At 64.0% G+C, this 25,238-nt stretch carries 19 protein-coding genes; 14 read left to right on the plus strand and 5 right to left on the minus strand.

The window, feature by feature from the left end; translation table 11 throughout:
- Positions 1 to 78: 78 nt before the first annotated feature.
- Positions 79 to 786, minus strand: a complete 708-nt coding sequence (locus B3M58_RS21695) for a response regulator (protein WP_296222399.1) — start codon at positions 784 to 786, stop codon at positions 79 to 81.
- Positions 761 to 4,159: an ATP-binding protein gene (locus B3M58_RS21700; RefSeq protein ID WP_296222400.1), complete on the minus strand. Its 3,399-nt coding sequence runs from the start codon at positions 4,157 to 4,159 to the stop codon at positions 761 to 763. The genes B3M58_RS21695 and B3M58_RS21700 overlap by 26 nt, the downstream gene beginning before the upstream one ends.
- A gap of 279 nt (positions 4,160 to 4,438) precedes the next feature.
- Here B3M58_RS21700 and urtA point away from each other — a divergent pair, with 279 nt between their 5' ends.
- The 9 genes from urtA (at position 4,439) to B3M58_RS21745 (ending at position 13,521) form a co-directional block, all read left to right on the plus strand.
- The gene (urtA, locus tag B3M58_RS21705) at positions 4,439 to 5,668 is read left to right on the plus strand and encodes an urea ABC transporter substrate-binding protein (RefSeq protein ID WP_167142666.1); all 1,230 of its coding nucleotides are present in this window, start codon (positions 4,439 to 4,441) and stop codon (positions 5,666 to 5,668) included.
- 101 nt (positions 5,669 to 5,769) lie between these two features.
- The gene (gene urtB, locus B3M58_RS21710) at positions 5,770 to 6,687 is read left to right on the plus strand and encodes an urea ABC transporter permease subunit UrtB (RefSeq protein ID WP_167354428.1); all 918 of its coding nucleotides are present in this window, start codon (positions 5,770 to 5,772) and stop codon (positions 6,685 to 6,687) included.
- 11 nt (positions 6,688 to 6,698) lie between these two features.
- A complete protein-coding gene (gene urtC / locus B3M58_RS21715; RefSeq protein ID WP_296222401.1) occupies positions 6,699 to 7,871 on the plus strand; it encodes an urea ABC transporter permease subunit UrtC in 1,173 nt (390 codons plus the stop codon).
- Positions 7,868 to 8,629, plus strand: a complete 762-nt coding sequence (gene urtD, locus B3M58_RS21720; RefSeq protein WP_296222402.1) for an urea ABC transporter ATP-binding protein UrtD — start codon at positions 7,868 to 7,870, stop codon at positions 8,627 to 8,629. Before urtC ends, urtD begins: the two co-directional genes overlap by 4 nt.
- Positions 8,630 to 8,695: 66 nt before the next feature.
- Positions 8,696 to 9,385 (plus strand): urea ABC transporter ATP-binding subunit UrtE, encoded by a 690-nt coding sequence (gene urtE, locus B3M58_RS21725; protein WP_296222403.1) that lies wholly within the window; start codon positions 8,696 to 8,698, stop codon positions 9,383 to 9,385.
- Positions 9,386 to 9,611: 226 nt separating this feature from the next.
- Positions 9,612 to 10,841: a formamidase gene (gene fmdA, locus B3M58_RS21730; RefSeq protein WP_296222404.1), complete on the plus strand. Its 1,230-nt coding sequence runs from the start codon at positions 9,612 to 9,614 to the stop codon at positions 10,839 to 10,841.
- 86 nt (positions 10,842 to 10,927) lie between these two features.
- A complete protein-coding gene (locus B3M58_RS21735) occupies positions 10,928 to 11,275 on the plus strand; it encodes an FmdB family zinc ribbon protein (RefSeq protein ID WP_296222405.1) in 348 nt (115 codons plus the stop codon).
- A 76-nt stretch (positions 11,276 to 11,351) separates the two neighbouring features.
- The gene (locus B3M58_RS21740) at positions 11,352 to 12,392 is read left to right on the plus strand and encodes an aliphatic amidase (protein ID WP_296222406.1); all 1,041 of its coding nucleotides are present in this window, start codon (positions 11,352 to 11,354) and stop codon (positions 12,390 to 12,392) included.
- Positions 12,393 to 12,486: 94 nt separating this feature from the next.
- Positions 12,487 to 13,521: an AAA family ATPase gene (locus tag B3M58_RS21745; RefSeq protein WP_296222407.1), complete on the plus strand. Its 1,035-nt coding sequence runs from the start codon at positions 12,487 to 12,489 to the stop codon at positions 13,519 to 13,521.
- 3 nt (positions 13,522 to 13,524) lie between these two features.
- On the opposite strand, the gene B3M58_RS21750 is transcribed toward B3M58_RS21745, so the two are convergent.
- Positions 13,525 to 14,304 (minus strand): TatD family hydrolase, encoded by a 780-nt coding sequence (locus B3M58_RS21750; protein WP_296222409.1) that lies wholly within the window; start codon positions 14,302 to 14,304, stop codon positions 13,525 to 13,527.
- Between the two features lie 87 nt (positions 14,305 to 14,391).
- The gene (gene cra, locus B3M58_RS21755) at positions 14,392 to 15,396 is read right to left on the minus strand and encodes a catabolite repressor/activator (protein ID WP_296222410.1); all 1,005 of its coding nucleotides are present in this window, start codon (positions 15,394 to 15,396) and stop codon (positions 14,392 to 14,394) included.
- Positions 15,397 to 15,575: 179 nt separating this feature from the next.
- Here cra and ptsP point away from each other — a divergent pair, with 179 nt between their 5' ends.
- The 4 genes from ptsP to B3M58_RS21775 all read left to right on the plus strand — a co-directional run bounded on the left by ptsP (position 15,576) and on the right by B3M58_RS21775 (position 21,671).
- The gene (gene ptsP / locus B3M58_RS21760) at positions 15,576 to 18,446 is read left to right on the plus strand and encodes a phosphoenolpyruvate--protein phosphotransferase (RefSeq protein WP_296222411.1); all 2,871 of its coding nucleotides are present in this window, start codon (positions 15,576 to 15,578) and stop codon (positions 18,444 to 18,446) included.
- Positions 18,446 to 19,381, plus strand: coding sequence for a 1-phosphofructokinase (pfkB, locus tag B3M58_RS21765; protein WP_296222412.1), 936 nt, complete (start codon positions 18,446 to 18,448; stop codon positions 19,379 to 19,381). Before ptsP ends, pfkB begins: the two co-directional genes overlap by 1 nt.
- A 20-nt stretch (positions 19,382 to 19,401) precedes the next feature.
- On the plus strand, positions 19,402 to 21,138 hold the full coding sequence (locus tag B3M58_RS21770) for a fructose-specific PTS transporter subunit EIIC (RefSeq protein WP_296222413.1): 1,737 nt from the start codon (positions 19,402 to 19,404) through the stop codon (positions 21,136 to 21,138).
- 134 nt (positions 21,139 to 21,272) lie between these two features.
- Positions 21,273 to 21,671, plus strand: coding sequence for an endonuclease domain-containing protein (locus tag B3M58_RS21775; RefSeq protein WP_296222415.1), 399 nt, complete (start codon positions 21,273 to 21,275; stop codon positions 21,669 to 21,671).
- A 232-nt stretch (positions 21,672 to 21,903) separates the two neighbouring features.
- Here the strand turns inward: B3M58_RS21775 and B3M58_RS21780 are convergent, their stop codons facing one another.
- A complete protein-coding gene (locus B3M58_RS21780) occupies positions 21,904 to 23,487 on the minus strand; it encodes a peptide chain release factor 3 (protein ID WP_296222417.1) in 1,584 nt (527 codons plus the stop codon).
- A gap of 473 nt (positions 23,488 to 23,960) precedes the next feature.
- Between B3M58_RS21780 and B3M58_RS21785 the strand changes: the two genes are divergently transcribed.
- Positions 23,961 to 25,124, plus strand: coding sequence for a type III PLP-dependent enzyme (locus B3M58_RS21785; protein ID WP_296222419.1), 1,164 nt, complete (start codon positions 23,961 to 23,963; stop codon positions 25,122 to 25,124).
- Positions 25,125 to 25,238 lie beyond the last annotated feature (114 nt).

Here is a 25,238-nt window from a genome sequence, read left to right on the forward strand (position 1 = left end):
TTCAAAGATTTTCGCGGATAAATCCGCTCCTGCAAAAGCGCGGCTTCTCCTGCAACACGTCACTGGGACAGAGCATTTTTATTTGCCTGAGACCCGCTCGGCCATCGCTGAGAGCGCCACGGAGGTGGCGGCTGTGCGGGTTTCTACGCCGAGTTTGACGTAGACGTGTTCCAGGTGTTTGTTCACCGTGCGCGGGCTGAGGCCGAGGATGTCGCCGATGTCGCGGTTGGTTTTGCCGCAGGCCACCCAGCGCAGCACTTCCACTTCGCGCTCGGTGAGCTGAAAACGCGCCGATAGGGTGGTATAGGCTGGCTCGTCGTTCAGCGTCAGCGGTGGCGACTGGCTGGCGGCACGTGCCGTTTGCAGGGTGCGCGCGGTGCGCAGGTGCGAAGCTACGCGGGCGAGGACTTCCTCGGTGTTGATCGGCTTGGTCACATAGTCGATGCCGCCGGCTGCGAAGCCCTTGACCACATGTTCACTGTCGGTCAGCGCGGTCATAAACAGCACTGGGATGTCGGTGGTGGCAGCATCGGCCTTGATCCGCTGGCAGGTCTCGAAACCGTCCAGCCCTGGCATCATGGCGTCGAGCAGGATCAGGTCGGGACGCCGTCGCTGGATACGGCTCAGGGCGCTCAGGCCATCCAGCGCCACCAGCACCATATAGCCCACTTCATCGAGGGCGTCGGAGAGTAGGGCCAGGTTGTCCGGCGTGTCGTCGACGATCAGGATCACCCCGCGCTCTGCCGGGCTGGGGTTGTGCTCAGCTGGATTGGTCAGCGCGTTCATGCTCGGCCTCCTTGAGTTGGCGGTTGAATTCGTCCAGGCGGTAGCTTTTCACCAGGGCGCGTAGGGGCGCGGTAAAGCTGGCGCTGGCGGGTGTCAGCCGGTCAATGGCGTCGAGCTTCTCCTGGATGCCGCGGATATAACCCATGGCGCCAAGTTCACGCAGTGCGTCGAGGTCACTGGCGCTTGGTAGCACGCGGGTTGTGAGCGTGAGCGGTGGCAGTGGCGCAGTGCGCCGCAGCCAGTGCAGGCCTAGCTGCTTGTGGATGCGTTCGAGCAGTTCCGGGGTGTGCACTGGCTTGGCCAGGTAGTCGTTACACGCGGCGGCCACGCTGCGTTCGCGGTCATCGGCAAAGGCGTTGGCGGAAATCACGATGATCGGCGCCTGGGACATGGCATTGCGGCGGATCAGCCGGCTGGTTTCCCAGCCGTCCATCTGTGGCATCGACAGGTCCATCAGGATCAGGTCGGGGTGCAGCAGGGCCGCCTGGCGAATCGCCTCCTGACCGCTGCCAGCCTGGGCGATGTTGAAACCTAGCGGTTCGAGCATGCCGGCCAGCACGCGGCGGTGTTCGATATGGTCGTCCACCACCAGAATCAGCCGGCGTGGGCCCTGATAACCAATGATGTCGTGCTCCACATGCACCACCGCCTGAGGCACACGCACCTCGGAGAGGAACAGGCGCACCTGGAAGCTGGTGCCCTGGTCCGGCACGCTTTTGACTGACAGCTCGCCGCCCATCAATGAGGTGAGCATGCGGGTGATGGTCAGGCCGAGGCCGACGCCGTTGTCCTGGCGCATCAGGTCGCCGCGCTCGAACGGCTGGAAGATCCGCTCGATCTGCTCGGGGTCGATGCCGATGCCGGTGTCGACGATCTCGAAGCTGGCGGTCTCGCGCAGGTAGCTGACGCGCAGGCAGACCTCGCCGCTGTCGGTGAAGCGCACCGCATTGCCGAGCAGGTTGATCAGAATCTGCCGCACGCGCTTCTCATCACCGCGCACCACGGACGGCATGCGTCCGCTGATTTCCAGGCGAAAGCGCAGACCTTTTTCTTCGGCCTGGGGGGTGAACATGCGTTCGAGCTGGTGGATAAATTCGGGGAAAGGGATTTCCGTCAGTTCGAGGTTGAGCTTGCCGGCCTCGATCTTGGCCACGTCGAGCAGCCCGTCGATCAGTGACAGCAGGTGCGAGCCGCTGCGAAAGATGGTGGCCAGGGCGTCCTGATGCTGCCCTGGCATGCCTGAATCGCGCTGCAGAATCTGCGTATAGCCGAGGATGCTGTTGAGCGGCGTGCGCAGCTCATGGGACAGCCCGGTGACGTAGCGGCTTTTTGCTGCGTTGGCCGCTTCGCTGGCCTCTTTAGCTTTCTGCAGGGCTTCGTCGGTCTTGCGGTGGGCCTCGATCTCCTGCATCAGCAGCTGGGTCTGCCGATCTGATTCCTCCTGGGCCACCCGGCGGCTTTCGCGGGTCAACACCACCCACCAGGCGAGAATCGCGGCAAACAGCGAAAGGGTCAGAAAGGCTTTGAGAAATGCCAGGTAGAGGGTTTCCTGCGCCTCCGCTGATTGCGCCACCAGCCCCTGGGAGACCTGGCTGTAGATCAGCGCCAGGGCGCCGAACAGCAGCGCCACCAATACCGTCAGCAGCCCCAGGTACTGCGCCAGGCGGCTGTGCAGGCGCGGGATCGAGACCCGTGGGAACAGCCAGCGAATAAAGTCGTCGAGCTGCTCGGACAACCGCGCCCGCGGCTTGCAGGCATCACCGCAGCGCGCGTCGAGTGAACAGCACAGTGAGCAGATCGGCGTGCTGTAGGCCGGGCAGAAGGCCATGTCCTCACTCTCGAAGGCGTTGCTGCACAGGCCGCATTGCGCGGTGGTGGTGACGCCGAGGGGGTAAAGCAGCAACGGATCGCTGCTGCGCGCCAGGTAGTAGCGCCCGCCGGTCAGCCAGGCAATCAGCGGGGCGAACAGCATGGCCGAGCCGAGTGCGACGACCGGCGAGGCGGCCTGCGCCAATTGGCCGAACAGGCCGCCGTGGGCCAGGATCGACAGCAGGGAGGCGATCAGCATGGCGCCGACGCCCACCGGGTTGATGTCGTAGAGGTGCGCGCGCTTGAACTCGATGTGCTTGGGCGACAGACCCAGCGGCTTGTTGATCACCAGGTCGGCGACCACCGCACCGATCCAGGCGATGGCGATATTGGCGTACAGGCCGAGCACTTCCTCAATGGCCTGGAATACCCCCAGCTCCATCAGCATCAGCGCGATGGCCACGTTGAACACCAGCCACACTACGCGCCCCGGGTGGCTGTGGGTGACGCGGGCAAAGAAGTTCGACCAGGCCAGGGAGCCGGCGTAGGCGTTGGTCAGGTTGATCTTCACCTGCGACACGATGACGAACAGCACCATGGCCGCCAGCGCCCACTCCGGCGAGCTGAACACATAGTTGAACGCCACCAGGTACATCTGCGTCGGCTCGGCGGCGCGTTCCATGGGGATTTCATGCTGCAAAGCGAGAAAGGCCAGAAAGGCGCCGGCGAGCATTTTCAGCGCGCCGGGGATGATCCAGCCCGGCCCGGCCATCAGCAGCGCGGCCCACCAGCGTTTGCGGTTGTGCCGAGTCTTTTCCGGCAGAAAGCGCAGGTAGTCGACCTGCTCGCCAATCTGCGTAACCAGTGCCAGGGCCACGGTGCAGGCGGCGCCAAAGTACAGCAGGTTGAACGCACCGCCTTCGCCTTCGCGCCCGGCGAAGCTGGTCCAGTCACTGAGCGCTTCGGGATTTTTGCCGATGACGAAGATGTAGGGCAGGAACAGTAGAAACAGCCACAGCGGCTGGGTCCACATCTGCAAGCGGTTGATCAGGGTGATGCCGTAGGCCACCAGCGGGATGACGATCACCGAGCAGATCACATAGGCCAGCGCCAGCGGGATGTTGAAGTACAACTCCAGCGCCAGGGCCATGATCGCCGCCTCAAGGGCGAAGAACAGGAAGGTGAAGCTGGCGTAGATCAGCGAGGTGATGGTCGAGCCGATATAGCCGAAACCGGCGCCACGGGTCAGCAGGTCCATGTCCACGCCATAGCGCGCGGCGTAGTAGCTGATCGGCAGGCCGGTGAGAAAGATCACCAGGCTCACCGCGAGGATGGCCCACAACGTGTTGGTAAAGCCGTAGCTCAGCGCCAGAGCACCGCCGATGGCCTCCAGGGCGAGAAACGACACCGCGCTCAGTGCGGTGTTGGCGATGCGCAACTCTGACCACTTGCGAAACGATTTTGGGGTGAAACGCAGGGCGTAGTCTTCCATGGTCTCGTCGGCGACCCAGCTGTTGTAGTCGCGGCGGATCTTGACGATGCGCTGGGTGCCGGTCGGTTGCACAAGGATGCTCCAGAGTCGTGGCTAATACGCTTGTTTGAATTTGCAACATCCATGCCCTGCGTCTGCAACCGCCGTCCTTGCGCGCGCGAGCTTCTATCTGCCAGCAGCTCGGGCGTGAGCTTGCACCAGCGTGGGGCGCGGAGCTGTACGTCAGATGACGTATACCGTTACGTCAACCTGCGTATACCGCCCGCGCCGGTGGCAAACGCATGCTGGTGGCGAACCGAACTGGTACCCGCAAGGCGAGCCAGGGAGGAAAACCACCAGAGGAGCATGACCATGGATTCACCGACTCGCTTTCTCCCTCGTCGGCTAGCGTTGGGTGCTGCGGCACTCTCGCTGCTGGCGGCCAGTGTGTTCAGCCAGATGGCTCTGGCCGACGTCAACACCACCGGCCTGGCCGTGACCGACACCGAAGTGACGGTCGGTCAGCTGCACTCGGCCACCGGCACCATGGCCATTTCCGAAACCGGTTCGATCCAGGCCGAGCGCCTGGCCATCGAACAGATCAACGCCAGCGGCGGCATCCTCGGTCGGCAGATCAAGATCATCCAGGAAGACGGCGCCTCCGATTGGCCGACCTTCGCTGAAAAAGCCAAGAAGCTACTGGTCGGCGACAAGGTCGCTGCGGTATTCGGCTGCTGGACCTCGGCCTCGCGCAAGGCTGTGCTGCCGGTGTTCGAGAAGGAAAACGGCCTGCTCTACTACCCGACCTTCTATGAAGGCCTGGAGCAGTCGAAGAACGTTATCTACACCGGCCAGGAAGCCACCCAGCAGATCCTCGCAGGCCTCGACTGGATCGCCAAGGAGAAGGGCGCCAAGACTTTCTACCTGATCGGTTCGGACTACATCTGGCCGCGCACCTCGATGAAGATCGCCCGCAAGCACATCGAAAACGTGCTCGGCGGCAAGGTGGTCGGTGAGGAGTATTACCCGCTGGGCAACACCCAGTTCGGCTCGCTGATCAACAAGGTCAAGCTGAAGAAGCCTGACGTGGTCTTTACCGCTGTGGTCGGCGGCTCCAACGTGGCCTTCTACAAGCAGATGAAAGCCGCCGGCGTCACCAGCGCCAAACAGAACCTGCTGACCCTGTCGGTCACCGAGGATGAACTGCTCGGCATCGGCGGCGAGAACATGGACGGTTTCTACGCCTCGATGAAGTACTTCCAGAGCCTCGACAACCCGAACAACAAAGCCTTCGTGGAAGCCTTCAAGGCCAAGTTCGGCAAGGATTCGGTGATCGGCGACGTGACCCAGGCCGCCTACCTCGGCCCATGGCTGTGGAAGGCTGCGGTCGAGAAAGCCGGCAGCTTCGATGTCGACAAGGTGGCCGCTGCCTCCCCAGGCATCGAACTGACCACTGCGCCGGAAGGCTACGTCAAGGTGCACGACAACCATCACCTGTGGAGTAAGACCCGCATCGGCCAGGTGCAGAAGGATGGCCAGTTCAAGGTGGTGTTCGAATCCGACCTGATTGAGCCGAACCCATTCCCGAAAGGCTACCAGTAACAGCGGCGTAAGCCGGACTCAGGGCAGGGCGTACCCGCAAGGGTGCGCCTGACGCCTGTACGGGCTGACGTGTTTCTTTCTTCCAGCTGGAGACCATCATCATGGAATGGCTATCGGAATTTGGTGCCATCGCGGCCATGCAGGGCTTCAACGGCTTGTCCGTTTTCTGCGTCCTGCTGCTGATGGCCCTGGGGCTGGCGATCATCTTCGGCCAGATGGGCGTGATCAACATGGCCCACGGTGAGTTCCTCACCATCGGCGCCTACACCACCTACGTGGTCTCGGTACTGACCGAGCAATACGCGCCGTTTTTCGGCCCGTACTATTTTTTTCTCGCCATCGTGCTGTCGTTTTTTATCGCCGGCGCGATTGGCTGGCTTGCCGAGTGGGCGATGATCAGCAAGCTCTACCAGCGCCCACTGGACACCTTGCTGGCCACCTGGGGGCTGTCGCTGGTGATGCAGCAGGCGTTCCGCTCGATCTTCGGTGCGCGGGAAGTCAGCGCCACCTTGCCGGAGTGGTTGATGGGCTCGTGGAACCCCACCGAGGCCATCGACATTCCGCGTAACGGCCTGTTTGTCATGGGCCTCACCGTGCTGATGACCGGCATGATCTTCCTCATGCTCTACCGCTCGCGCTGGGGCTTGCAGGTGCGTGCCACGGTGCAGAACCGGGTGATGAGCCGCGCCGTGGGGATCAATACCAAGAAGGTCGACCGCATGACCTTCGCGCTCGGTTGCGGTGTGGCCGGGGTGGCGGGTGCGGCCTTCACCACCATCGGCTCCACCGGTCCAACCGCCGGTTCGCTGTACATCGTCGACACCTTCCTGGTGGTGGTGTTTGGCGGCGCGTCGAGCCTGCTCGGCACCATCGCCTCGGCGTTCAGCATTGCCCAGGCGCAGTCGCTGATGGAGTTCTTTATGAGCGGTTCGATGGCCAAGGTGTTCACCCTGTCTGCGGTGATTCTGATTCTGATGCTGCGTCCGCAAGGGCTGTTCTCCATCAAAGTGCGCAAGTAAGGAGCCGTCCCATGAACCCGACACTCGATAAGTTTCTTGGCGGCAAGCAGGGCGCAATCGGCCTGGCGGTGCTGGCCACATTGATTCTGGTGGTGTTCCCGCTGGCGCTGGATGCCTTTCGCCTGAACATGGTCGGCAAGTACCTGACCTACGCCTTTGTCGCCGTTGGCCTGGTGCTCTGCTGGGGCTACGGCGGCATTCTCAGCCTCGGCCAGGGCGTGTTCTTCGGCCTCGGCGGTTACTGCATGGCGATGTTTCTCAAGCTCGAAGCCAGTGACCCGGAAAGCACCAAGATCCAGTCCACCCCCGGTATTCCGGACTTTATGGACTGGAACCAGATCACCGAACTGCCGATGCTCTGGCAGCCGTTCCACAGCTTTGGCTTCACCCTGTTGGCGGTGATTGCGGTGCCGGTGATCCTGGCACTGGTGATTGGTGTGGCGATGTTCAAGCGCCGTGTCGGTGACGTGTACTTCTCCATCGTCACCCAGGCGATTGCGCTGATTCTCACGGTGCTGATCATCGGCCAGCAGGGCCTGACCGGCGGGGTCAACGGCATCACCGATCTGAAAACCCTGATGGGCTGGGATATCCGCGACGACAGCTCGAAGATGATCCTCTACTTCATCAACGCCTTTCTGCTGTTCGGCTGCATTCTGATTGGCCGTTTTATCCTCGCCTCCAAGCTTGGCCGTCTGCTGATGGCGATGCGCGACAAGGAAGAGCGGGTGCGCTTTTCCGGCTACGACGTGGCCAGTTTCAAGATCTTCGTGTTCTGTGTGGCGGCGGCGTTTTCCGCCATCGGCGGGGCGATGTTCGCCTTGCAGGTGGGCTTTATGTCGCCCAGCTTCGTCGGCATCGTGCCGTCGATCGAGATGGTGATCTTTGCTGCGGTGGGCGGGCGTATGTCGCTGCTCGGCGCGGTGTATGGCGCGCTGCTGGTCAACTACGGCAAGACCTATTTTTCCGAAACCTTTCCCGAGCTGTGGCTGTACCTGATGGGCGGGCTGTTTATCGCCGTGGTCATGTACTTCCCCAATGGCATCGCCGGCCTGTGGGAAAGCCACGGGCGCAAATGGCTGGGCAAGCTCGTACGCAAACCAGCAGCGCCAGCCAAGCCCGCACCTGTCGCCGAAGCCCCCGTTGCCAGCAGCCAGGCCCGTGAACTGGAGACCACCCCATGAGTCAGCCAAGTGGATTTCAGATGCCCAAACCGGTGCTGGCCATCGAGGGCCTGACCGTGTCGTTCGATGGTTTCAAGGCGGTGGATGACCTCAACCTGTACATCGACCGCAATGAGGTGCGCGTGGTGATCGGCCCCAATGGTGCCGGCAAGACCACGGTGCTCGACCTGATCTGCGGCAAGACCAAAGCCACTGCCGGCAGCATCCAGTTCGAGAACCGCGAGCTGACCAAGATGCGCGAGTTCGACATCGTCCGCGCTGGGATCGGGCGCAAGTTCCAGAACCCCTCGATCTACGAAAACCTCACGGTGTTCGAGAACCTGGAAATGTCCTACCCCAAGGGCCGCAAGGTGTTTGGCGCGCTGTTCTTCAAGCGCACCGCCGAGGTGATTGCGCGGGTCGAGCAGATCGCGGCGCAAATCATGCTCACCGATAACCTTTACCTGCAAGCCGATCTGCTGTCCCACGGCCAGAAGCAGTGGCTGGAGATCGGCATGTTGCTGATGCAGGACCCGGCGCTGCTGATGCTCGACGAACCGGTGGCCGGTATGAGCGTCAGCGAGCGGGCGCAGACCGCCGAACTGCTCAAGCGCATCAGCAAGGGCCGCTCGGTACTGGTGATCGAGCACGACATGGAGTTCGTCAAAAGCATCGCGCACAAGGTCACCGTGCTGCACCAGGGCAAGGTGCTGGCCGAGGGCAGCATGGAGGCGGTGCAGAGCAACCCGAAAGTGATTGAGGTGTATCTGGGGCATTGAGTGGCTTCACGCATCCATCAGCGCTAGCCCGGATGGCATCCGGGTACGTTCAACAAGGAGTTTTCCATGTTCCAGATCAGCAACCTCGCCTCCGGCTATGGCCAGAGTCAGATCCTCCATGACCTCAACCTGAATGTGGCCAAGCGCGAGATTGTCGCGGTGATGGGCCGTAACGGTATGGGCAAGACCACCCTGTTCAAAAGCCTGATGGGCGTGCTGCCGCAGTGGGGCGGGCAGATCAGCGTGGATGGCTGCGACATATCCAAACTGGAGACTCATCAGCGAGTCGAGAGCGGCATCGCCTACGTGCCTCAGGGGCGGATGATCTTCCCCAGCATGAGCGTGCTGGAGAACATCCAGACGGGTTTGCCAGCCTCTGCCAAGGGCAAGGTGCCAGAGGATTTGTATGCGTTGTTCCCGGTGCTGCACGAGATGCGCGCGCGCAAGGGCGGCAACCTCTCTGGTGGCCAGCAACAGCAACTGGCCATCGCCCGTGCGCTGGCCACCAACCCCAAGGTGCTGCTGCTGGATGAGCCGACCGAGGGCATCCAGCCGTCGATCATCAAGGACATCGCCCGCACCCTGAAGGAGATCCGCAACCTGCGTGACCTGACCATCGTGGTGTCCGAGCAGGTGCTGTCGTTCACCATGGAAATCGCCGACCGCTTCCTGGTCATCGAAAAGGGCAAGTTCGTGGTGGAAGAAACCCGCGACAAGGTGGACGAGGCCACGATCAGCCGCTACCTCTCGGTGTAGGGCGGCGCGGCCTTCAGCGCTGCGCTCTATGAGTTTTCCAGCTGGCGTGCGCTCCTTGCGCGCCGGCTTTTTTCGTCTGCGCAAAAGTGCCACCAGGCCTCGTGGATACTGGTCTGCAGCAGTACGTCATCCGACGTATTTGCCGATTTCACGCCACGTTGAAGACTAGCTCCGTACCCCGGCGCCATGGCGCCAAGTCCCCCTCAATGGTTCCAGGAGCTTTGTCATGACCGACACGCTGATCAAGGTCAATCTCAACCAGCCGGCTACCGAAAACGAGCAGATCCACAACCGCTGGCACCCGGATATCCCGATGGCCTGCTGGGTCAAGCCGGGTGACGATTTCATCCTGGAGACCTACGACTGGACCGCCGGCGCGATCAAGAACAACGACGACGCCAGCGATGTGCGTGACGTCGACCTGTCCACCGTGCATTACCTGTCCGGCCCGGTGGGCGTGCATGGCGCCGAGCCGGGCGACCTGCTGGTAGTCGACCTGCTCGACATCGGCGCCATGGCCGACTCGCAGTGGGGCTTCAACGGCTTCTTCTCGCGGCAGAACGGCGGTGGCTTTCTTACCGACCACTTCCCGATGGCGCAGAAGGCCATCTGGGATTTCAAAGGCATGTTCACCAGCAGCCGGCACATTCCGGGGGTGAACTTCGCCGGGCTAATCCACCCCGGCCTGATTGGCTGCCTGCCGGACCACAAGATGCTCGCCGACTGGAACAAGCGCGAGCAGGAACTGATCGACACCGACCCACACCGCGTGCCGGCCTTGGCCAACCCGCCGATGGCGCCGACCGCGCACATGGGCAAGATGAAGGGCGAGGCCCGCGACCTGGCCGCGCTGACCGGCGCGCGCACCGTGCCGCCGCGCGAGCATGGCGGCAACTGCGACATCAAGGACCTGTCGCGCGGCTCGAAGATCTTCTTCCCGGTCTATGTGAACGGCGCCGGCCTGTCGGTGGGCGACCTGCACTTCAGCCAGGGCGACGGTGAAATCACCTTCTGCGGCGCCATCGAAATGGCCGGCTGGGTGCACATGAAGGTCGAGCTGATCAAGGGCGGCATGGCCAAGTACGGGATCAAGAACCCGGTGTTCAAGCCGAGCCCGATCACCCCGCACTACAACAACTACCTGATCTTCGAAGGCATCTCGGTGGACGAGGCCGGCAAGCAGCACTACCTCGACGTCAACATCGCCTACAAGCAGGCCTGCCTCAACGCCATCAACTACCTGACCAAGTTCGGCTACTCGCCGGCCCAGGGCTACGCGCTGCTCGGCTCGGCGCCGGTGCAGGGGCACATCAGCGGCATCGTCGACGTGCCCAACGCCTGCGCCACGCTGTGGCTGCCGACCGACATCTTCGACTTCGACATCAACCCCAATGCCTCCGGCCCGATCAAACACCTCGATGGCAGCATCGACCTGCCCATCGCGCCGGACAAGTGAGTTCCACTGTCCCGGCGGAAGGTTGCTTTGGACGGCGTACCTTGCGCCGGGACGGCGGACATCAAGCGAAGAGCGAGGATTTCAACATGCCCATTTACGAATACGACTGTGCCGACTGCGGCGACTTCACCCGCCTGCGGCCGATGGCCGAACGCGACCAGCCCTGCGATTGCCCGTCCTGCGGTATGCAGAGCGGCCGGGTGATTCTTTCTGCTCCGGGCCTGGCGACCATGCCCGGCAGCCAGCGCCGCGCCATTGCGGCCAACGAACGCAGCGCCCATGCGCCGCAGACGCTCGATGAATACAAGCAGAACCGCAAGCACCCGAAAGGCTGCGGCTGCTGCACCCTGAACAAGCCCTTGGCGCCGACCAAGGCCAACCCGCATGCGATGAAGGGCAAGCCGGCGGGCCGGCCATGGATGATCAGCCACTGAGGCGGTGCCCAACCTACCCCTGTAGGAGCCAGCAAGCTGGCTCCTAGCAAGAGCATTTGAAATCGAGGAGCCTCTTATGCGTCACGGCGATATTTCCAGCAGCCCGGACACCGTCGGCGTCGCCGTCGTCAACTACAAGATGCCGCGTCTGCACAGCAAGGCCGAAGTGCTCGACAACGCGCGCAAGATCGCCGAGATGATCAAGGGCATGAAGCTCGGCCTGCCGGGCATGGACCTGGTGGTGTTCCCCGAGTACAGCACCATGGGCATCATGTACGACCACGACGAGATGATGGCCACCGCCGCGACCATCCCCGGCGACGAGACGGCGATCTTCTCCGCCGCCTGCCGCGAGGCAAAGACCTGGGGCATCTTCTCGCTCACTGGCGAGCGCCACGAGGAACATCCGCACAAGGCGCCGTACAACACCCTCATCCTGATCAACGACCAGGGTGAGATCGTGCAGAAGTACCGCAAGTGCATTCCCTGGTGCCCCATCGAGGGCTGGTATCCGGGCGATCGCACCTACGTCAGCGAAGGCCCCAAGGGCATGCAGATCAGCCTGATCATCTGTGACGACGGCAACTACCCGGAGATCTGGCGCGACTGCGCGATGAAGGGCGCCGAGCTGATCGTGCGTTGCCAGGGCTACATGTACCCGGCCAAGGAGCAGCAGGTGCTGATGTCCAAGACCATGGCCTGGGCCAACAACTGCTACGTGGCGGTGGCCAACGCCGCCGGCTTCGACGGCGTGTACAGCTACTTCGGCCACTCGGCGATCATCGGCTTCGACGGGCGCACCCTCGGCGAATGCGGCGAGGAGGAAATGGGCATCCAGTACGCCCAGCTGTCGGTTTCGCAGATCCGCGATGCGCGTGCCAACGACCAGTCGCAGAACCACCTGTTCAAGTTGCTCCACCGTGGTTACACCGGCATCTACAACTCCGGTGATGGCGACAAGGGCATCGCCGATTGTCCGTTCGAGTTCTACCGCACCTGGGTGCTGGATGCGCAGAAGGCCCAGGAGGACGTGGAAAAACTAACCCGCGGCACCATCGGCGTGGCCGACTGCCCGGTGGGCGAGTTGCCGCATCCGGGCAAGGAACGCACGGCCTGAACCTTCGTCTGTCGCGGCTAAAGCCCCTCCCACGGGACACCACCGTTGTAGGAGGGGCTTTAGCCGCGAGCTTTTCAAACACCTGAGGCGGTCTATGCCCTTCGCCAACGACCTGATCGACAGCAACCGCGAGCGCCTGGAGGAAAAGGGCATTGCCCGGCTGCAATCACGCTTCCTCTTTGATCCCGCCCAGGTAATGGCTCTGCTGCGCGCGCGCATCGTCGGCCAAGATGCCGTGCTGGAACAGGTTGAATCCTTGCTCAAGGTGGTCAAGGCCGACATCGGCGAGCGTGAGCGACCACTGTCGGTCAATCTGTTCATGGGCCCCACCGGCGTCGGCAAGACCGAGATCGTGCGCCTGCTGGCCCAGGCTATCCACGGCCGGCCAGACGCCTTCTGCCGCATCGACATGCACACCCTGGCCCAGGAGCATTACGCCGCCGCACTGACCGGTGCGCCGCCGGGTTACGTTGGCAGCAAGGAGGGCGCCACGCTGTTCGACGCCGAGGCGATCCAGGGCAGCTACAGTCGCCCCGGCATCGTGCTGTTCGACGAGTTGGAAAAAGCCAGCAAGGACGTGCTGCGGAGCCTGCTCGGTGTTCTCGAACACGGTCAACTGACCCTGGCTGCCGGCACGCGCACTCTCGACTTCCGCAATAGCCTGATCTTTATGACCAGCAATATCGGTGCGCGCGAGGTCACTGACTACCGTGCGCGCTTCGAGCACGGCTGGCGCTGCTGGCTGGGCCTGAGCCCGCAGGATGAAGCCCGGATAATCGAGGGCGAGTTGCACCGGCACTTCGAGCCGGAATTCCTCAACCGCATTGACCGCATCCTCGGTTTTCAGCGCATCGAGGATGAGTGGTTGCAGGTATTGCTGGAAATCGAGCTGGGCAAACTCAATCAGCGTCTGGGCAGGCAGGGGCGTGTGCTGTTGCTGGACGAGTCAGCGCAGGATTTTCTCTGCCGCGAGCACGACGTGCGCTTCGGCGCGCGGTCCATGGTGCGGCGGCTACGCCTCGAGCTCGAACCGGCGCTTGCCGATTGCCTGCTTGCCGATCCGTCGATCATTCGTCTGCTGGCGCGGGTTGAGGATGGGCAGCTGCGGATCGAGGCGGATATTCCCTAGGCGCTAGTCCCAGCCAAACAGCTCGGCGGCGTTGCGGCTGCTGGCGGCGGCCAGCTCCGCCGGGGTGATGGCCATCAGTTCGGCCAGCGCGGTGCAGATGGTGGGCAGGTGTTCCGGGCTGTTGCGTTGCTTGGGGTGCATGGCGGGGGCCATGTCCGGGGCGTCGGTTTCCAGCACGATGGCTTCCAGCGGCAATTGGCCTACCACCTGGCGCAGGCGCTTGGCCTGGGGCCAGGTCGGTGCGCCGCCGAGGCCGAGTTTGAAGCCCAGCTTGAGGTATTCGCGGGCTTCCTCAACGCTGCCGGCAAAGGCGTGAATGATCCCGCCGCGGGTGAGCCGGGCGCGCTTCAAGGTGGCGATGGTCGCGGCATGGGCGCGGCGCACGTGGATCAGGGCCGGTAGCTCGAACTCCGCGGCGAGCTGTAGCTGTGCCTCGAACAAGGCCTGCTGGGCGGTGCGGTCGAGCTGTTCGAGGAAGTAATCCAGGCCGATCTCGCCCACCGCGCAGCAGCGCGGATGGCCTGCCAGGCGGTGTAGCCAGTTGCGCAGTTCGCTCAGGTGCTCGGGGCGATGTTGCAGCAGATAGACCGGGTGCAGGCCAAAGGCGGCGTACAAACCGTCCTCGCGCTGCACCAGGTCCCAGAGGCGCTGCCAGTTGGCGTGGTAGACGCCCAGTACCAGCAGTTTTTCCACGCCTAGGTCGCGGCTGCGCACGAGCAACTCGGTGCGGTCGGCGTCGAAGTCGGGGAAATCCAGGTGGGTGTGGGTGTCGATCAGGCGCATGCGCAAAGGATCGGCGATTTGACTGCGCCGCGCCAGTCGCGCGTGTCTGCCCGGCTGGGCTGCAGCGTGCCGCGAAGCCTGTCGGCCTCACAACGGCGGGGCGTTGCGGCGCGTTTTCAGGAGGCGGGGGATGGCTTCCATGCCGGGCTGGTAATCGTCGGCTTCGATGGCGCGGATGGCCCAGTGCAGCACCCGCTCGGCGATCCGCTCATGCTGCTGCGATATCGCGTTGACCCGCAGCGGCAGGAAGTCCAGCAACTGCGTATCGCCGAAGGTCGCCAGGCGCAGGCCGGTGAAATCGTCGCCGCTGTGCTCCTGCAACACATCGAGTACGCCTTCCAGCAAAACGTAGGCGGTGGTGACCAGGGCGTCCGGCAGGCCCGCGTCACTTGTCAGCAGCGCCTGCATTTGCCGGTAGCCGCAGGCGCGGCTGAACTGCGCGCCGTGGCTGACGCTGATGGTGCTGGCGAAACCGGCCAGGACTTCGCGAAAACCGTGCTCCCGCGCCTGGCTGATGGGCAGCTCGGCGCGTGCGCCGAGCAGCGCGATATGCCGTGGCGGCGGGGCGAGCAGGCTGCGGGTAAGCAGGGCGCCGGCCTGTCGATCGTCGCTGACCACTGAGCGGATATGTGCCGGGTCGAGCGCGCGGTCGACGGCAATCACCGGCACGCCGGCCGCGACCAGGCGTGGGTAGACCGGGTCGTCCTGCGGCAGGCAACTGGCAACGATCAGCGCGTCGCAGCGCCGCGAGCGAAACAGCTCGAGCAGTTGTCGCTCGCTGGCCGGGTCGTCGTCCGAGCTGGCAATCAGCAATTGATAACCGGCGCTGCGCGCGCGTTGTTCGAGCAACTTGGCCAGGCGTGCGTAACTGGGGTTTTCCAGGTCCGGCAGGATAAATCCCAGGCAGCGGCTCTGCCCCCGGCGCAGGCCAGCCGCTTGCTGGTCCGGGCGATAGCCGTGGCGTTCGACCACTTCCAACACGCGCGCCACGGTGGCGGCGCTGATTCGCCGCTGGGCGGCCTGGCCGTTGATCACATAGCTGGCGGTGGTCACGGAAACCTGGGCCAGACGGGCGATGTCAGTGAGTTTCAAGGCAAGCGTCCTGCACGGTGGGACGGGCGGATGATGTCCGGGCTTCTAGGATTACCCATTATCAGGTAACGTTTCCAGTCCTTGATGAAACGATTCAGCAAACGACGCGATTGGCTATCCTTGGCGGGTAGCGTGCGCCGTTCGTGACCGGCAGCGTCACTCGCCAGAGGAGATACCCAATGCTCGAACTGAATACCACGCAGATCCAGATGGGCTGCGCCGCAGCGGATAAACCGGCGGCGCTGGCGCTGCTCGCCGAGCGGTTGATCGACGATGGCCTGGTCGCGCCGGGTTACCTCGCCGGTATGCAGGCGCGCGAAGCGCAGGGCTCGACCTACCTTGGCCAGGGCATCGCGATTCCCCACGGCACCCCGCAAACCCGCGACCAGGTGTACAGCACCGGCGTGCGCCTGATGCAGTTTCCCGAGGGCGTGGACTGGGGCGATGGCCAGCAGGTTTACCTGGCGATTGCCATCGCCGCGCGTTCCGACGAGCACCTGCATCTGCTGCAATTGCTCACTCGGGCGCTCGGCGAGGGCGATTTGAGTCAGGCACTGCGCGACGCGCAGGAGCCCGAGGCGCTCGTCGCGTTGCTGCAAGGCGCGCCGCAGGAGCTGGCGCTGGACAGCCAACTGATTGGCCTGGGGGTGGCGGCCGAGGATTTCGACGAGCTGCTGCTGCACGGCGCGCGCTTGTTGAAGAAGGCCGGCTGCGTCGAATCCGGCTTCGCCACCAGCCTGACGCAACAGCCGCCGCTGCCGTTGGGCAATGGCCTGTGGTGGTTGCACAGCGAACAGGCGGTGCAGCGCCCCGGCCTGGCCTTTGTCACGCCGGCGCAGGCGCTGCAACGGGACGGCCAGCCGCTCAACGGATTGTTCTGCCTGGCCAGCCTCGGCGAGGCGCATCGCCAGTTGCTCGAACGTCTCTGCGACCTGTTGGTCGAGGGGCGTGGCGCGGCATTCAGCCAGGCCACCTCCAGCCGCAGTGTGCTCGAAGCCCTGGGCGGCGAGGTGGTCGAAGATTGGCCGACGCTGCGCATCACCCTGGCCAATGCCCACGGCCTGCATGCGCGCCCGGCCAAGATTCTGAGCGAAGTCGCCCAGGCCTTCGCCGGTGAGGTGCGCGTGCGTCTGGTGGACGAACTGGGGCGTGGGGTGTCGGCCAAAAGCCTGAGCAAATTGCTCGGGCTGGGCGCACGGCGCGGCCAGGCGCTGGAGTTCAGCGCCGAACCGGCGATTGCCGCCGATGCACTGCCGGCGTTGCAGGCGGTGGTGCAGGCCGGCCTGGGCGAAACTGTCGAGCCCTTACCGCTGCCGGCCGACGCCGCGCCGGCGAAGGCTGAGCCCGCTGCGCAGGCGCCGGTCGCGGCGCCGGCACCGGGGGCGCGCATCCAGGCGGTGGCGGCAGCGCCGGGGATTGCCATCGGCCCGGCGCTGGTGCGTGTGCCGCAGGTGCTCGACTATCCGCTGCGCGGTGCGGGCGTCAGCGTCGAGCGGCAGCGCTTGGGCCAGGCGCTGGAGCAGGTGATTGCGGATATCCAGCGGCTGGTCGAGGCCTCCGCGCAGAGCAATATTCGCGAGATATTCATCACCCACCAGGCCATGCTGCGCGACCCGGCGCTGCGTGAGGATGTCGACGCGCGCCTGGCCGCGGGAAGCAGCGCCGAAGCGGCCTGGATCGCTGAGATCGAAGCGGCGGCGCAACAGCAGGAAGCCTTGCACGACCGCCTGCTGGCCGAGCGCGCCGCCGACCTGCGCGATATCGGGCGGCGCGTGTTGGCGCACCTGTGTGGCGTCGAGGCGCTGCGCGAACCGGACGAACCCTACATCCTGGTGATGGACGAAGTGGCGCCGTCGGATGTCGCCAGCCTCAACCGCCAGCGCGTGGCCGGCATTCTTACCGCCCGCGGTGGCGCCACCGCGCACAGCGCGATCATCGCCCGCGCCCTGGGCATCCCGGCGGTGGTCGGGGCCGGCGCGCAGGTTTTGGCTCTGGCGCAGCGTACGGCGTTGTTGCTGGATGGCGACCACGGCCTGGTGCGGGTGGCGCCGGACGAGCAGACCTTGCAGCAGGCACTGCGCGAGCGCGAGGCCAGCCAGCAGCGGCGCGACCGCGCGCACGCCGAACGGATGCGCGCGGCGGTCACCCAGGATGGCCATGCACTGGAAGTGGCGGCGAATATCGGCGCCAGCGGCGAAACCGCCGAGGCGGTCGAGTTGGGTGCCGAAGCGGTCGGCCTGTTGCGCACCGAACTGGTGTTCATGGATCACGCGCAGGCTCCCGATCAAGCCACCCAGGAGGCCGAGTACCGCCGCGTGCTCGATGCCCTGGATGGGCGGCCATTGGTGGTGCGCACCCTGGATGTCGGCGGCGACAAGCCGTTGCCCTATTGGCCGATGCCGGCGGAGGAGAACCCGTTTCTCGGCGTGCGCGGCATCCGCCTCAGCTTGCAGCGCCCGGACATTCTCGAAACCCAGCTGCGCGCCTTGCTCGCCTCGGCTGCCGGGCGCCCGCTGCGGATCATGTTCCCGATGGTCGGCGGCGTCGAAGAATGGCGCGCGGCGCGCGACATGACCCTGCGCCTGCGCGAGGAATTGCCAGTGGCCGACCTGCAACTGGGGATCATGGTCGAAGTGCCCTCGGCGGCCTTGCTGGCGCCGGTACTGGCGCGTGAAGTGGACTTCTTCAGCATCGGCACCAACGACCTGACCCAATACACCCTGGCCATCGACCGTGGCCACCCCACCTTGTCGGCTCAGGCCGACGGCTTGCACCCGGCGGTGCTGCGCCTGATCGGCATGACCGTCGAGGCGGCGCATGCCCACGGCAAATGGGTCGGCATCTGTGGCGAGTTGGCCAGCGACATGCTCGCCGTGCCGCTGCTGGTCGGCCTGGGCGTGGACGAACTGAGTGTGTCGGCGCGCTCGATTGCCCTGGTCAAGGCGCGCGTGCGCGAACTCGACTGGCGCCACAGCCAGGCTCTGGCCCAGCAGGCGCTGACGCTGGAAAGTGGCGCCGCGGTGCGTGCCCTGGTCGAGGAGCACAACTGATGGCCCGGATTCTCAGCCTGACTCTGAACCCCGCGCTGGACCTGACGGTGAGCCTGGATACCTTGCAGCCCGGCGCGGTCAATCGCAGCCAGGGCTTGAGCAGCCATGCCGCCGGTAAAGGGCTGAACGTCGCGCAGGTGCTGGCCGACCTGGGCCACAAGGTCACGGTCAGCGGCTTTCTCGGCGCCGCCAATGCGGCGCCGTTCGAGGCGTTGTTCGCCCGCCGCGGGTTTGTCGACGCCTTCGTCCGCGTGCCGGGGGAAACCCGCAGCAATATCAAGCTGGCCGAACGCAGCGGGCGCATCACCGACCTCAACGGGCCGGGGCCGCAGACGCAGGCCAGCCACCACACCGAATTGCTCGAGCGGTTGCAACAGATCGCCGCCGGCCACGATGCCATCGTGGTGGCCGGCAGCTTGCCGCAAGGTGTCAGCAGCGAGTGGTTCGTCGCCTTGTTGCGTCGGCTCAAGGCGCTCGGTCTGCCGCTGGCGCTGGACAGCAGCGGCAGCGCCTTGCGCGCCGGCTTGGCGGTGGCGCCCTGGTTGATCAAACCGAATGCAGAGGAACTGGCCGAGGCCTGCGACTTGCCCGACGCCGCGCGCGCGACGGTCGAGCAGGCGGCGCTAAGCCTGCGTGCGCAGGGGGTCGAGCATGTGCTGCTGTCGCGCGGTGCCGAAGGCGTCAGCTGGTTTGGCCCAGGTATCGCCTTGCAGGCGCAGCCGCCCAGCGTCGCGGTGGTCAGCACCGTGGGCGCCGGCGATTCGTTGCTCGCCGCCACCGTGCATGGCCTGCTCAGCGGCTGGCCGGCCGAGCACACGCTGCGCCTGGCCACCGCGATTGCCGCGCAGGCGGTGACCCAACTCGGTTTTGGTATTCACGACAGGGAACAGCTGGCGCGCCTGGAAGCAGGCGTGGTTGTCACGCCCCTGATTTAGAACAATAAGAGGTCATGTTTATGAATCTGCTGATCGTTACAGCCTGCCCGAACGGCATGGTGACCAGCGTGCTCTGCTCGCGCCTGCTGGAGGCGGCGGCGCTACGCCTGGGCTGGTCCACCCGCGTCGAGGTGCACGACCCCAAGGCCATCGGCTCGCCGCTGAGCGAGGCGGATATCGCCGCCGCCGAGTTGGTGGTGGTGGTCAAGACCGGCGACCTGGACTTGCAGCGCTTTGTCGGCAAGCGCGTATGCCAATCGACGCCGGCCCAGGCGCTGGTCGATCCACAGCAGTTCTTACGTGATGCCGCCGCTCAGGCGCCGATGTTGCAGGCGCAGGCCACGCCGGTGACGCCGGCGTCGGCACGTCCGCGGCTGGTCGCCGTGACTGCCTGCCCGACCGGTGTGGCGCACACTTTTATGGCCGCCGAAGCCTTGCAACAGGCGGCCGCACAACTGGGCTACGACTTGCAGGTGGAAACCCGCGGCTCGGTGGGAGCGCGCAACCTGCTCGATGACGCCGCCATCGCCGCCGCCGAGGTGGTGTTGCTGGCCACCGATATCGAGGTGGATACCGCGCGTTTCGCCGGCAAGAAGGTCTTTCGCTGCGGCACCGGCGTGGCTCTCAAACAGCCCAAGCAAACCCTTGAGCGCGCGCGGGCTGAAGCCCAGCCATTGGCGGCCGGCAAGGCCGACGCGACTCAGGCGGGCGCTGCCGGCGGTCAGGCCGGGCCTTACAAGCACCTGCTCACCGGGGTGTCCTTCATGTTGCCGATGGTGGTGGCCGGCGGTTTGCTGATCGCCCTGTCGTTCGTCTTTGGCATCGAAGCGTTCAAGGAGGAGGGCAGCCTGGCGGCGGCGCTGATGCAGATCGGCGGCGAAGCGGCGTTCAAACTGATGGTGCCGGTGCTGGCCGGTTACATCGCCTATTCGATTGCCGACCGCCCAGGACTGGCGCCGGGGATGATCGGCGGCCTGCTCGCCAGCAGCCTCGGCGCCGGGTTTATTGGCGGCATCATCGCCGGCTTTCTCGCCGGCTATGCCGCACGGGCGCTGAATCGCTGGTTGCAGCTGCCGGCGAGTGTCGAGGCGCTCAAGCCGATTCTGCTCATCCCGCTGCTGGCCAGCCTGTTTACCGGCCTGGTGATGATCTATGTGGTCGGTCAGCCGGTGGCGGGCATGCTGATCGGCTTGACCAGCTTTCTCGACAGCATGGGCAGTACCAACGCGATCCTCCTCGGTCTGCTGCTCGGCGGGATGATGTGCGTGGACCTCGGCGGGCCGATCAACAAGGCGGCTTACGCCTTCTCCGTGGGCCTGTTGGCCTCGCAGAGTTACGCGCCGATGGCGGCGACCATGGCCGCCGGCATGGTGCCGCCGATTGGCATGGCCATCGCCACACTGTTGGCGCGGCGCAAGTTCGCCCAGAGCGAGCGCGAGGCGGGCAAGGCGGCGGGTATTTTGGGGCTGTGCTTTATCTCCGAAGGGGCGATTCCCTTCGCCGCCAAGGACCCGTTCCGGGTGATCCCGGCGAGCATCGCCGGCGGCGCGCTGACTGGTGCGCTGTCGATGTATTTCGGCTGCAAACTGATGGCGCCGCATGGCGGCCTGTTCGTGCTGCTGATCCCCAATGCAATCAACCATGCGCTGCTGTACCTGCTGGCGATAGTCGCCGGCAGCGTGTTGACCGGGGTGGTGTATGCGCTGATCAAAAAAGGCGAGGTGCTGGAGCTGGTGGTGGCGGGGGAGAAGGCGTAGCGGGGTGTGTCAGCAATTGATTGCTCGCCTATATTTGTGCCTGGCAATGATCTCCTGGACGCGTACAAATTAGTCCCCTCTCCCCGGAGGGGAGAGGGCTAGGGTGAGGGGAGAATTTCACACGGAGGTGAAGCATGCCCAATGGTCCCCAACGCCCCACGACCGAGCAGCGTAAGTTTGCCAAGCAGTTGCGACGTGATCAGACCAATTGCGAGAAGTTGCTCTGGCAGTGTCTGAGGAATCGCCAGCTCGGCAGTTTCAAGTTCCGTCGGCAATATCCCTTGCCGCCCTATGTGCTGGATTTCTACTGTGCGGAGCTGGGGCTGGCGGTCGAGCTGGATGGTGGGCAGCATTTTAGCGATCAGGCTTTGCACCGGGATGCCGAGCGCAGTCGCTATCTGGGTGGCCACGGGATTCGGGTGATTCGCTTCAGTAACCGGGAGGTGTTGTTGCAGATGCCCGAGCTGCTGGCGGAGATTTTGCGGCAGGCTGAGATAGCTGCCCCTCACCCCAGCCCTCTCCCCGGAGGGTAGAGGGAGCCGACCGTGTGAAGCCGATAATTGCAGTCTGTCTGTTGGTTCTTAGCCAGGCCCGCTTCACGAATGAGGAGCAGGGCGAACCGGCTAAACGCGATCAATCCAGCCGCCACCGATCAGGCCCCCTCTCCTTTTTAGGGAGACGACTGCATGGATGCAGGAGGTAGGGCGACGCAGGACACTAAAGCCGAGGGCTGGGGTGAGGGTTGGCTTCACCACCGATCACCGATCAATGATGCTCGCGCGTCGCGCGGAATTTCACGTCTGGCCAGCGCTCTTCCATCAGCGCCAGGTTGACCCGCGTCGGCGCCAGGTAGGTAAGGTGGCCGCCGCCGTCCAGGGCGAGGTTTTCCACCGCCTTGTTGGAGAACTCCTCAAGCTTCTTCTTGTCGCTGCAGTCGATCCAGCGCGCCGACCACACGGTAATCGGCTCGTAGGCGCACTCGACCTTGTATTCCTCTTTCAGGCGGCTGGCGACCACGTCGAACTGCAGCACGCCGACCGCGCCGAGGATGATGTCGTTGCTGCGCTCGGGGAAGAACACCTGGGTCGCGCCTTCCTCGGCCAGCTGTTGCAGGCCCTGGCGCAGTTGCTTGGATTTCAGCGGGTCTTTCAGGCGCACGCGGCGGAACAGTTCCGGGGCGAAGTGCGGGATACCGGTAAAGCCCAGCGCCTCGCCCTCGCTGAAGGTGTCGCCGATCTGGATGGTGCCGTGGTTGTGCAGGCCGATGATGTCGCCGGCATAGGCCTCGACCAGCATCTCGCGCTCGCTGGAGAAGAAGGTCAGGGCGTCGCCGACGCGCACGTCCTTGCCCAGGCGCACGTGGCGCATCTTCATGCCCTGGCTGTACTTGCCGGAGCAGATACGCATAAAGGCGATGCGGTCGCGGTGCTTGGGGTCCATGTTTGCCTGGATCTTGAACACGAAACCGCTGAATTTTTCTTCCACCGGCTCCACGGTGCGCTCGTTGGCCACCCGTGCCAGCGGCTTGGGTGCCCAGTCGACCACCGCATCCAGCACATGGTCGACACCGAAGTTGCCCAGCGCGGTGCCGAAGAACACTGGGGTCAGTTGGCCGTCGAGAAATTCCTGCTGGTTGAACGCGTGGCAGGCGCCCTGCACCAGCTCCAGCTGCTCGACAAAACGCTCGTACTCGTCGCCCAGGTGGGCACGGGCCTCGTCCGAGTCGAGGTGCTGGATGATCTTGGTTTCGGTGCGTTCGTGGCCGTGACCGGCGGTGTAGACAATGATGTAGTCGTCAGCCAGGTGGTACACGCCCTTGAAGTCGCGGTAGCAACCGATCGGCCAGGTGATCGGCGCGGCCTTGATCTTCAGGACGGCTTCGATCTCGTCGAGCAGTTCGATCGGGTCGCGGATATCGCGGTCGAGCTTGTTGATAAAGCTGACAATCGGCGTGTCACGCAGGCGGCACACATCCATCAGAGCGATGGTGCGTGGCTCCACACCCTTACCGCCGTCGAGCACCATCAGCGCGCTGTCCACCGCCGTCAGGGTGCGGTAGGTGTCTTCCGAGAAGTCTTCGTGGCCCGGGGTGTCGAGCAAGTTGACCATATGCTCGCGGTAGGGGAACTGCATCACCGAGGTGGTGATGGAGATGCCGCGCTGCTTTTCCATTTCCATCCAGTCGGACGTCGCATGGCGGTCGCTCTTGCGCGACTTCACCGTGCCGGCGACGGCAATCGCCTTGCCCATCAGCAGCAGCTTCTCGGTAATCGTGGTTTTACCGGCGTCGGGGTGGGAAATGATCGCGAACGTGCGGCGTTTGCCGACTTCGATGGCCTGGGTGGTCATTGTGCGGGAGCCCGTCGACTAAATAGTCGGTCTGTCAAAAAAGGCGGCGATTATAACGGTAAACGCCGCTCAGCGCGGCGACCTGTAGTCAGGGGCGAAAACCACGGGTTTTTCGCGCTTTGTGCAGCATTCCATGACGTTTTGTTTTGAATATAAAACGATCAATCGATAAGGCGACAAAGGGGGTCAAAAGCACGGCATTTTTTGATTGATCTCAGCCCCCCATGGCCCTAAAGTTCGCGCCCGAACGTCCATGCTGGCAACGATCCATCCGGCTCAAGTACTGACGACGAGAGACCTCTCTGGTACTCGGCGACATGCCTTGGGAAGTAGGCGAACCAAAGTGGGGAAACTGATCAGACGTTCAGGCGGGCACATCGTTGTGCCGGCCGCCCCCGACACGTAGTTGAACCACTGCCCGGTTCAATTGCCCGAATCATTGTGTTCCTGGTTTTGCCATTTGGAGTCCCCGCATGTCGATCAAGGTCGAAGACTATTACGCACCCGCTACCTTCCAGCGCATGAAGGCGTTTGCCGATCAGCACGAAACCCCGTTCGTGGTGATCGATACCGCGATCATCAGCCAGGCCTATGACGACCTGCGCGCCGGCTTCGAATTCGCCAAGGTGTATTACGCGGTCAAGGCCAACCCGGCCACCGAGATCATCGAGTTGCTGCGCGACAAAGGCTCGAGCTTCGACATCGCCTCGATCTACGAGTTGGACAAGGTGCTGGCTACCGGCGTTGGCCCGGAGCGCATCAGCTACGGCAACACCATCAAGAAATCCAAGGACATCCGTTACTTCTTCGATAAGGGCGTGCGCCTGTTCGCCACCGACTCGGAGGCCGACCTGCGCAATATCGCCAAGGCCGCACCGGGCGCGAAAGTCTATGTGCGCATCCTCACCGAAGGTTCGACCACCGCCGACTGGCCGCTGTCGCGCAAGTTCGGCTGCCAGACCGACATGGCCATGGACCTGCTGATCCTCGCCCGTGACCTGGGCCTGGTGCCCTATGGCCTGTCCTTCCACGTCGGCTCGCAGCAGCGCGACATCTCCGTGTGGGATGCGGCCATCGCCAAGGTCAAGGTGATCTTCGAGCGCCTCAAGGAAGAAGACGGCATCACCCTCAAGCTGATCAACATGGGCGGCGGCTTCCCGGCCAACTACATCACCCGCACCAACAGCCTGGAAACCTACGCCGAGGAAATCATCCGTTTCCTCAAGGAAGACTTCGGCGACGATCTGCCGGAAATCATCCTCGAACCGGGCCGTTCGTTGATCGCCAACGCCGGCATCCTGGTCAGCGAAGTGGTGCTGGTAGCGCGCAAGTCGCGTACCGCCGTCGAGCGCTGGGTTTACGTGGACGTGGGCAAGTTCAGCGGCCTGATCGAAACCATGGACGAGTCGATCAAGTTCCCGATCTGGACCGAGAAGAAAGGCGAGATGGAAGAAGTGGTAATCGCCGGGCCAACCTGCGACAGCGCCGACATCATGTACGAGCATTACAAGTACGGCCTGCCGCTCAACCTGGCCATCGGCGACCGCCTGTACTGGCTGTCCACCGGCGCCTACACCACCAGCTACAGCGCCGTGGAATTCAACGGCTTCCCGCCGCTGAAATCGTTCTACCTGTAACACTCGACCTGGCGTTGGGCAAAAAGGCACGGGCTGATCCCCGTGCCTTTTTTTATGGCTCTGTCCCAGTTGCGTGTTGCAGGAGAAGCCACGCTTTTGTGGGAGCGGATTTAT

Origin of the sequence: Pseudomonas sp. UBA2684, from assembly GCA_002354655.1 — a bacterium.
GTDB lineage: Bacteria > Pseudomonadota > Gammaproteobacteria > Pseudomonadales > Pseudomonadaceae > Aquipseudomonas.

Excerpts from the sequence above, each read along its gene's own strand:
- urtA (WP_167142666.1), top strand. The coding sequence starts at position 4,439 with ATGGATTCACCGACTCGCTTTCTCCCTCGTCGGCTAGCGTTGGGTGCT.
- urtD (WP_296222402.1), top strand. The coding sequence starts at position 7,868 with ATGAGTCAGCCAAGTGGATTTCAGATGCCCAAACCGGTGCTGGCCATC.
- B3M58_RS21740 (WP_296222406.1), top strand. The coding sequence starts at position 11,352 with ATGCGTCACGGCGATATTTCCAGCAGCCCGGACACCGTCGGCGTCGCC.
- fmdA (WP_296222404.1), top strand. The coding sequence starts at position 9,612 with ATGACCGACACGCTGATCAAGGTCAATCTCAACCAGCCGGCTACCGAA.
- B3M58_RS21745 (WP_296222407.1), top strand. The coding sequence starts at position 12,487 with ATGCCCTTCGCCAACGACCTGATCGACAGCAACCGCGAGCGCCTGGAG.
- B3M58_RS21695 (WP_296222399.1), bottom strand. The coding sequence starts at position 786 with ATGAACGCGCTGACCAATCCAGCTGAGCACAACCCCAGCCCGGCAGAG.
- urtE (WP_296222403.1), top strand. The coding sequence starts at position 8,696 with ATGTTCCAGATCAGCAACCTCGCCTCCGGCTATGGCCAGAGTCAGATC.
- ptsP (WP_296222411.1), top strand. The coding sequence starts at position 15,576 with ATGCTCGAACTGAATACCACGCAGATCCAGATGGGCTGCGCCGCAGCG.
- B3M58_RS21785 (WP_296222419.1), top strand. The coding sequence starts at position 23,961 with ATGTCGATCAAGGTCGAAGACTATTACGCACCCGCTACCTTCCAGCGC.
- urtB (WP_167354428.1), top strand. The coding sequence starts at position 5,770 with ATGGAATGGCTATCGGAATTTGGTGCCATCGCGGCCATGCAGGGCTTC.
- B3M58_RS21780 (WP_296222417.1), bottom strand. The coding sequence starts at position 23,487 with ATGACCACCCAGGCCATCGAAGTCGGCAAACGCCGCACGTTCGCGATC.
- urtC (WP_296222401.1), top strand. The coding sequence starts at position 6,699 with ATGAACCCGACACTCGATAAGTTTCTTGGCGGCAAGCAGGGCGCAATC.
- B3M58_RS21770 (WP_296222413.1), top strand. The coding sequence starts at position 19,402 with ATGAATCTGCTGATCGTTACAGCCTGCCCGAACGGCATGGTGACCAGC.
- B3M58_RS21750 (WP_296222409.1), bottom strand. The coding sequence starts at position 14,304 with ATGCGCCTGATCGACACCCACACCCACCTGGATTTCCCCGACTTCGAC.
- pfkB (WP_296222412.1), top strand. The coding sequence starts at position 18,446 with ATGGCCCGGATTCTCAGCCTGACTCTGAACCCCGCGCTGGACCTGACG.
- B3M58_RS21775 (WP_296222415.1), top strand. The coding sequence starts at position 21,273 with ATGCCCAATGGTCCCCAACGCCCCACGACCGAGCAGCGTAAGTTTGCC.
- B3M58_RS21735 (WP_296222405.1), top strand. The coding sequence starts at position 10,928 with ATGCCCATTTACGAATACGACTGTGCCGACTGCGGCGACTTCACCCGC.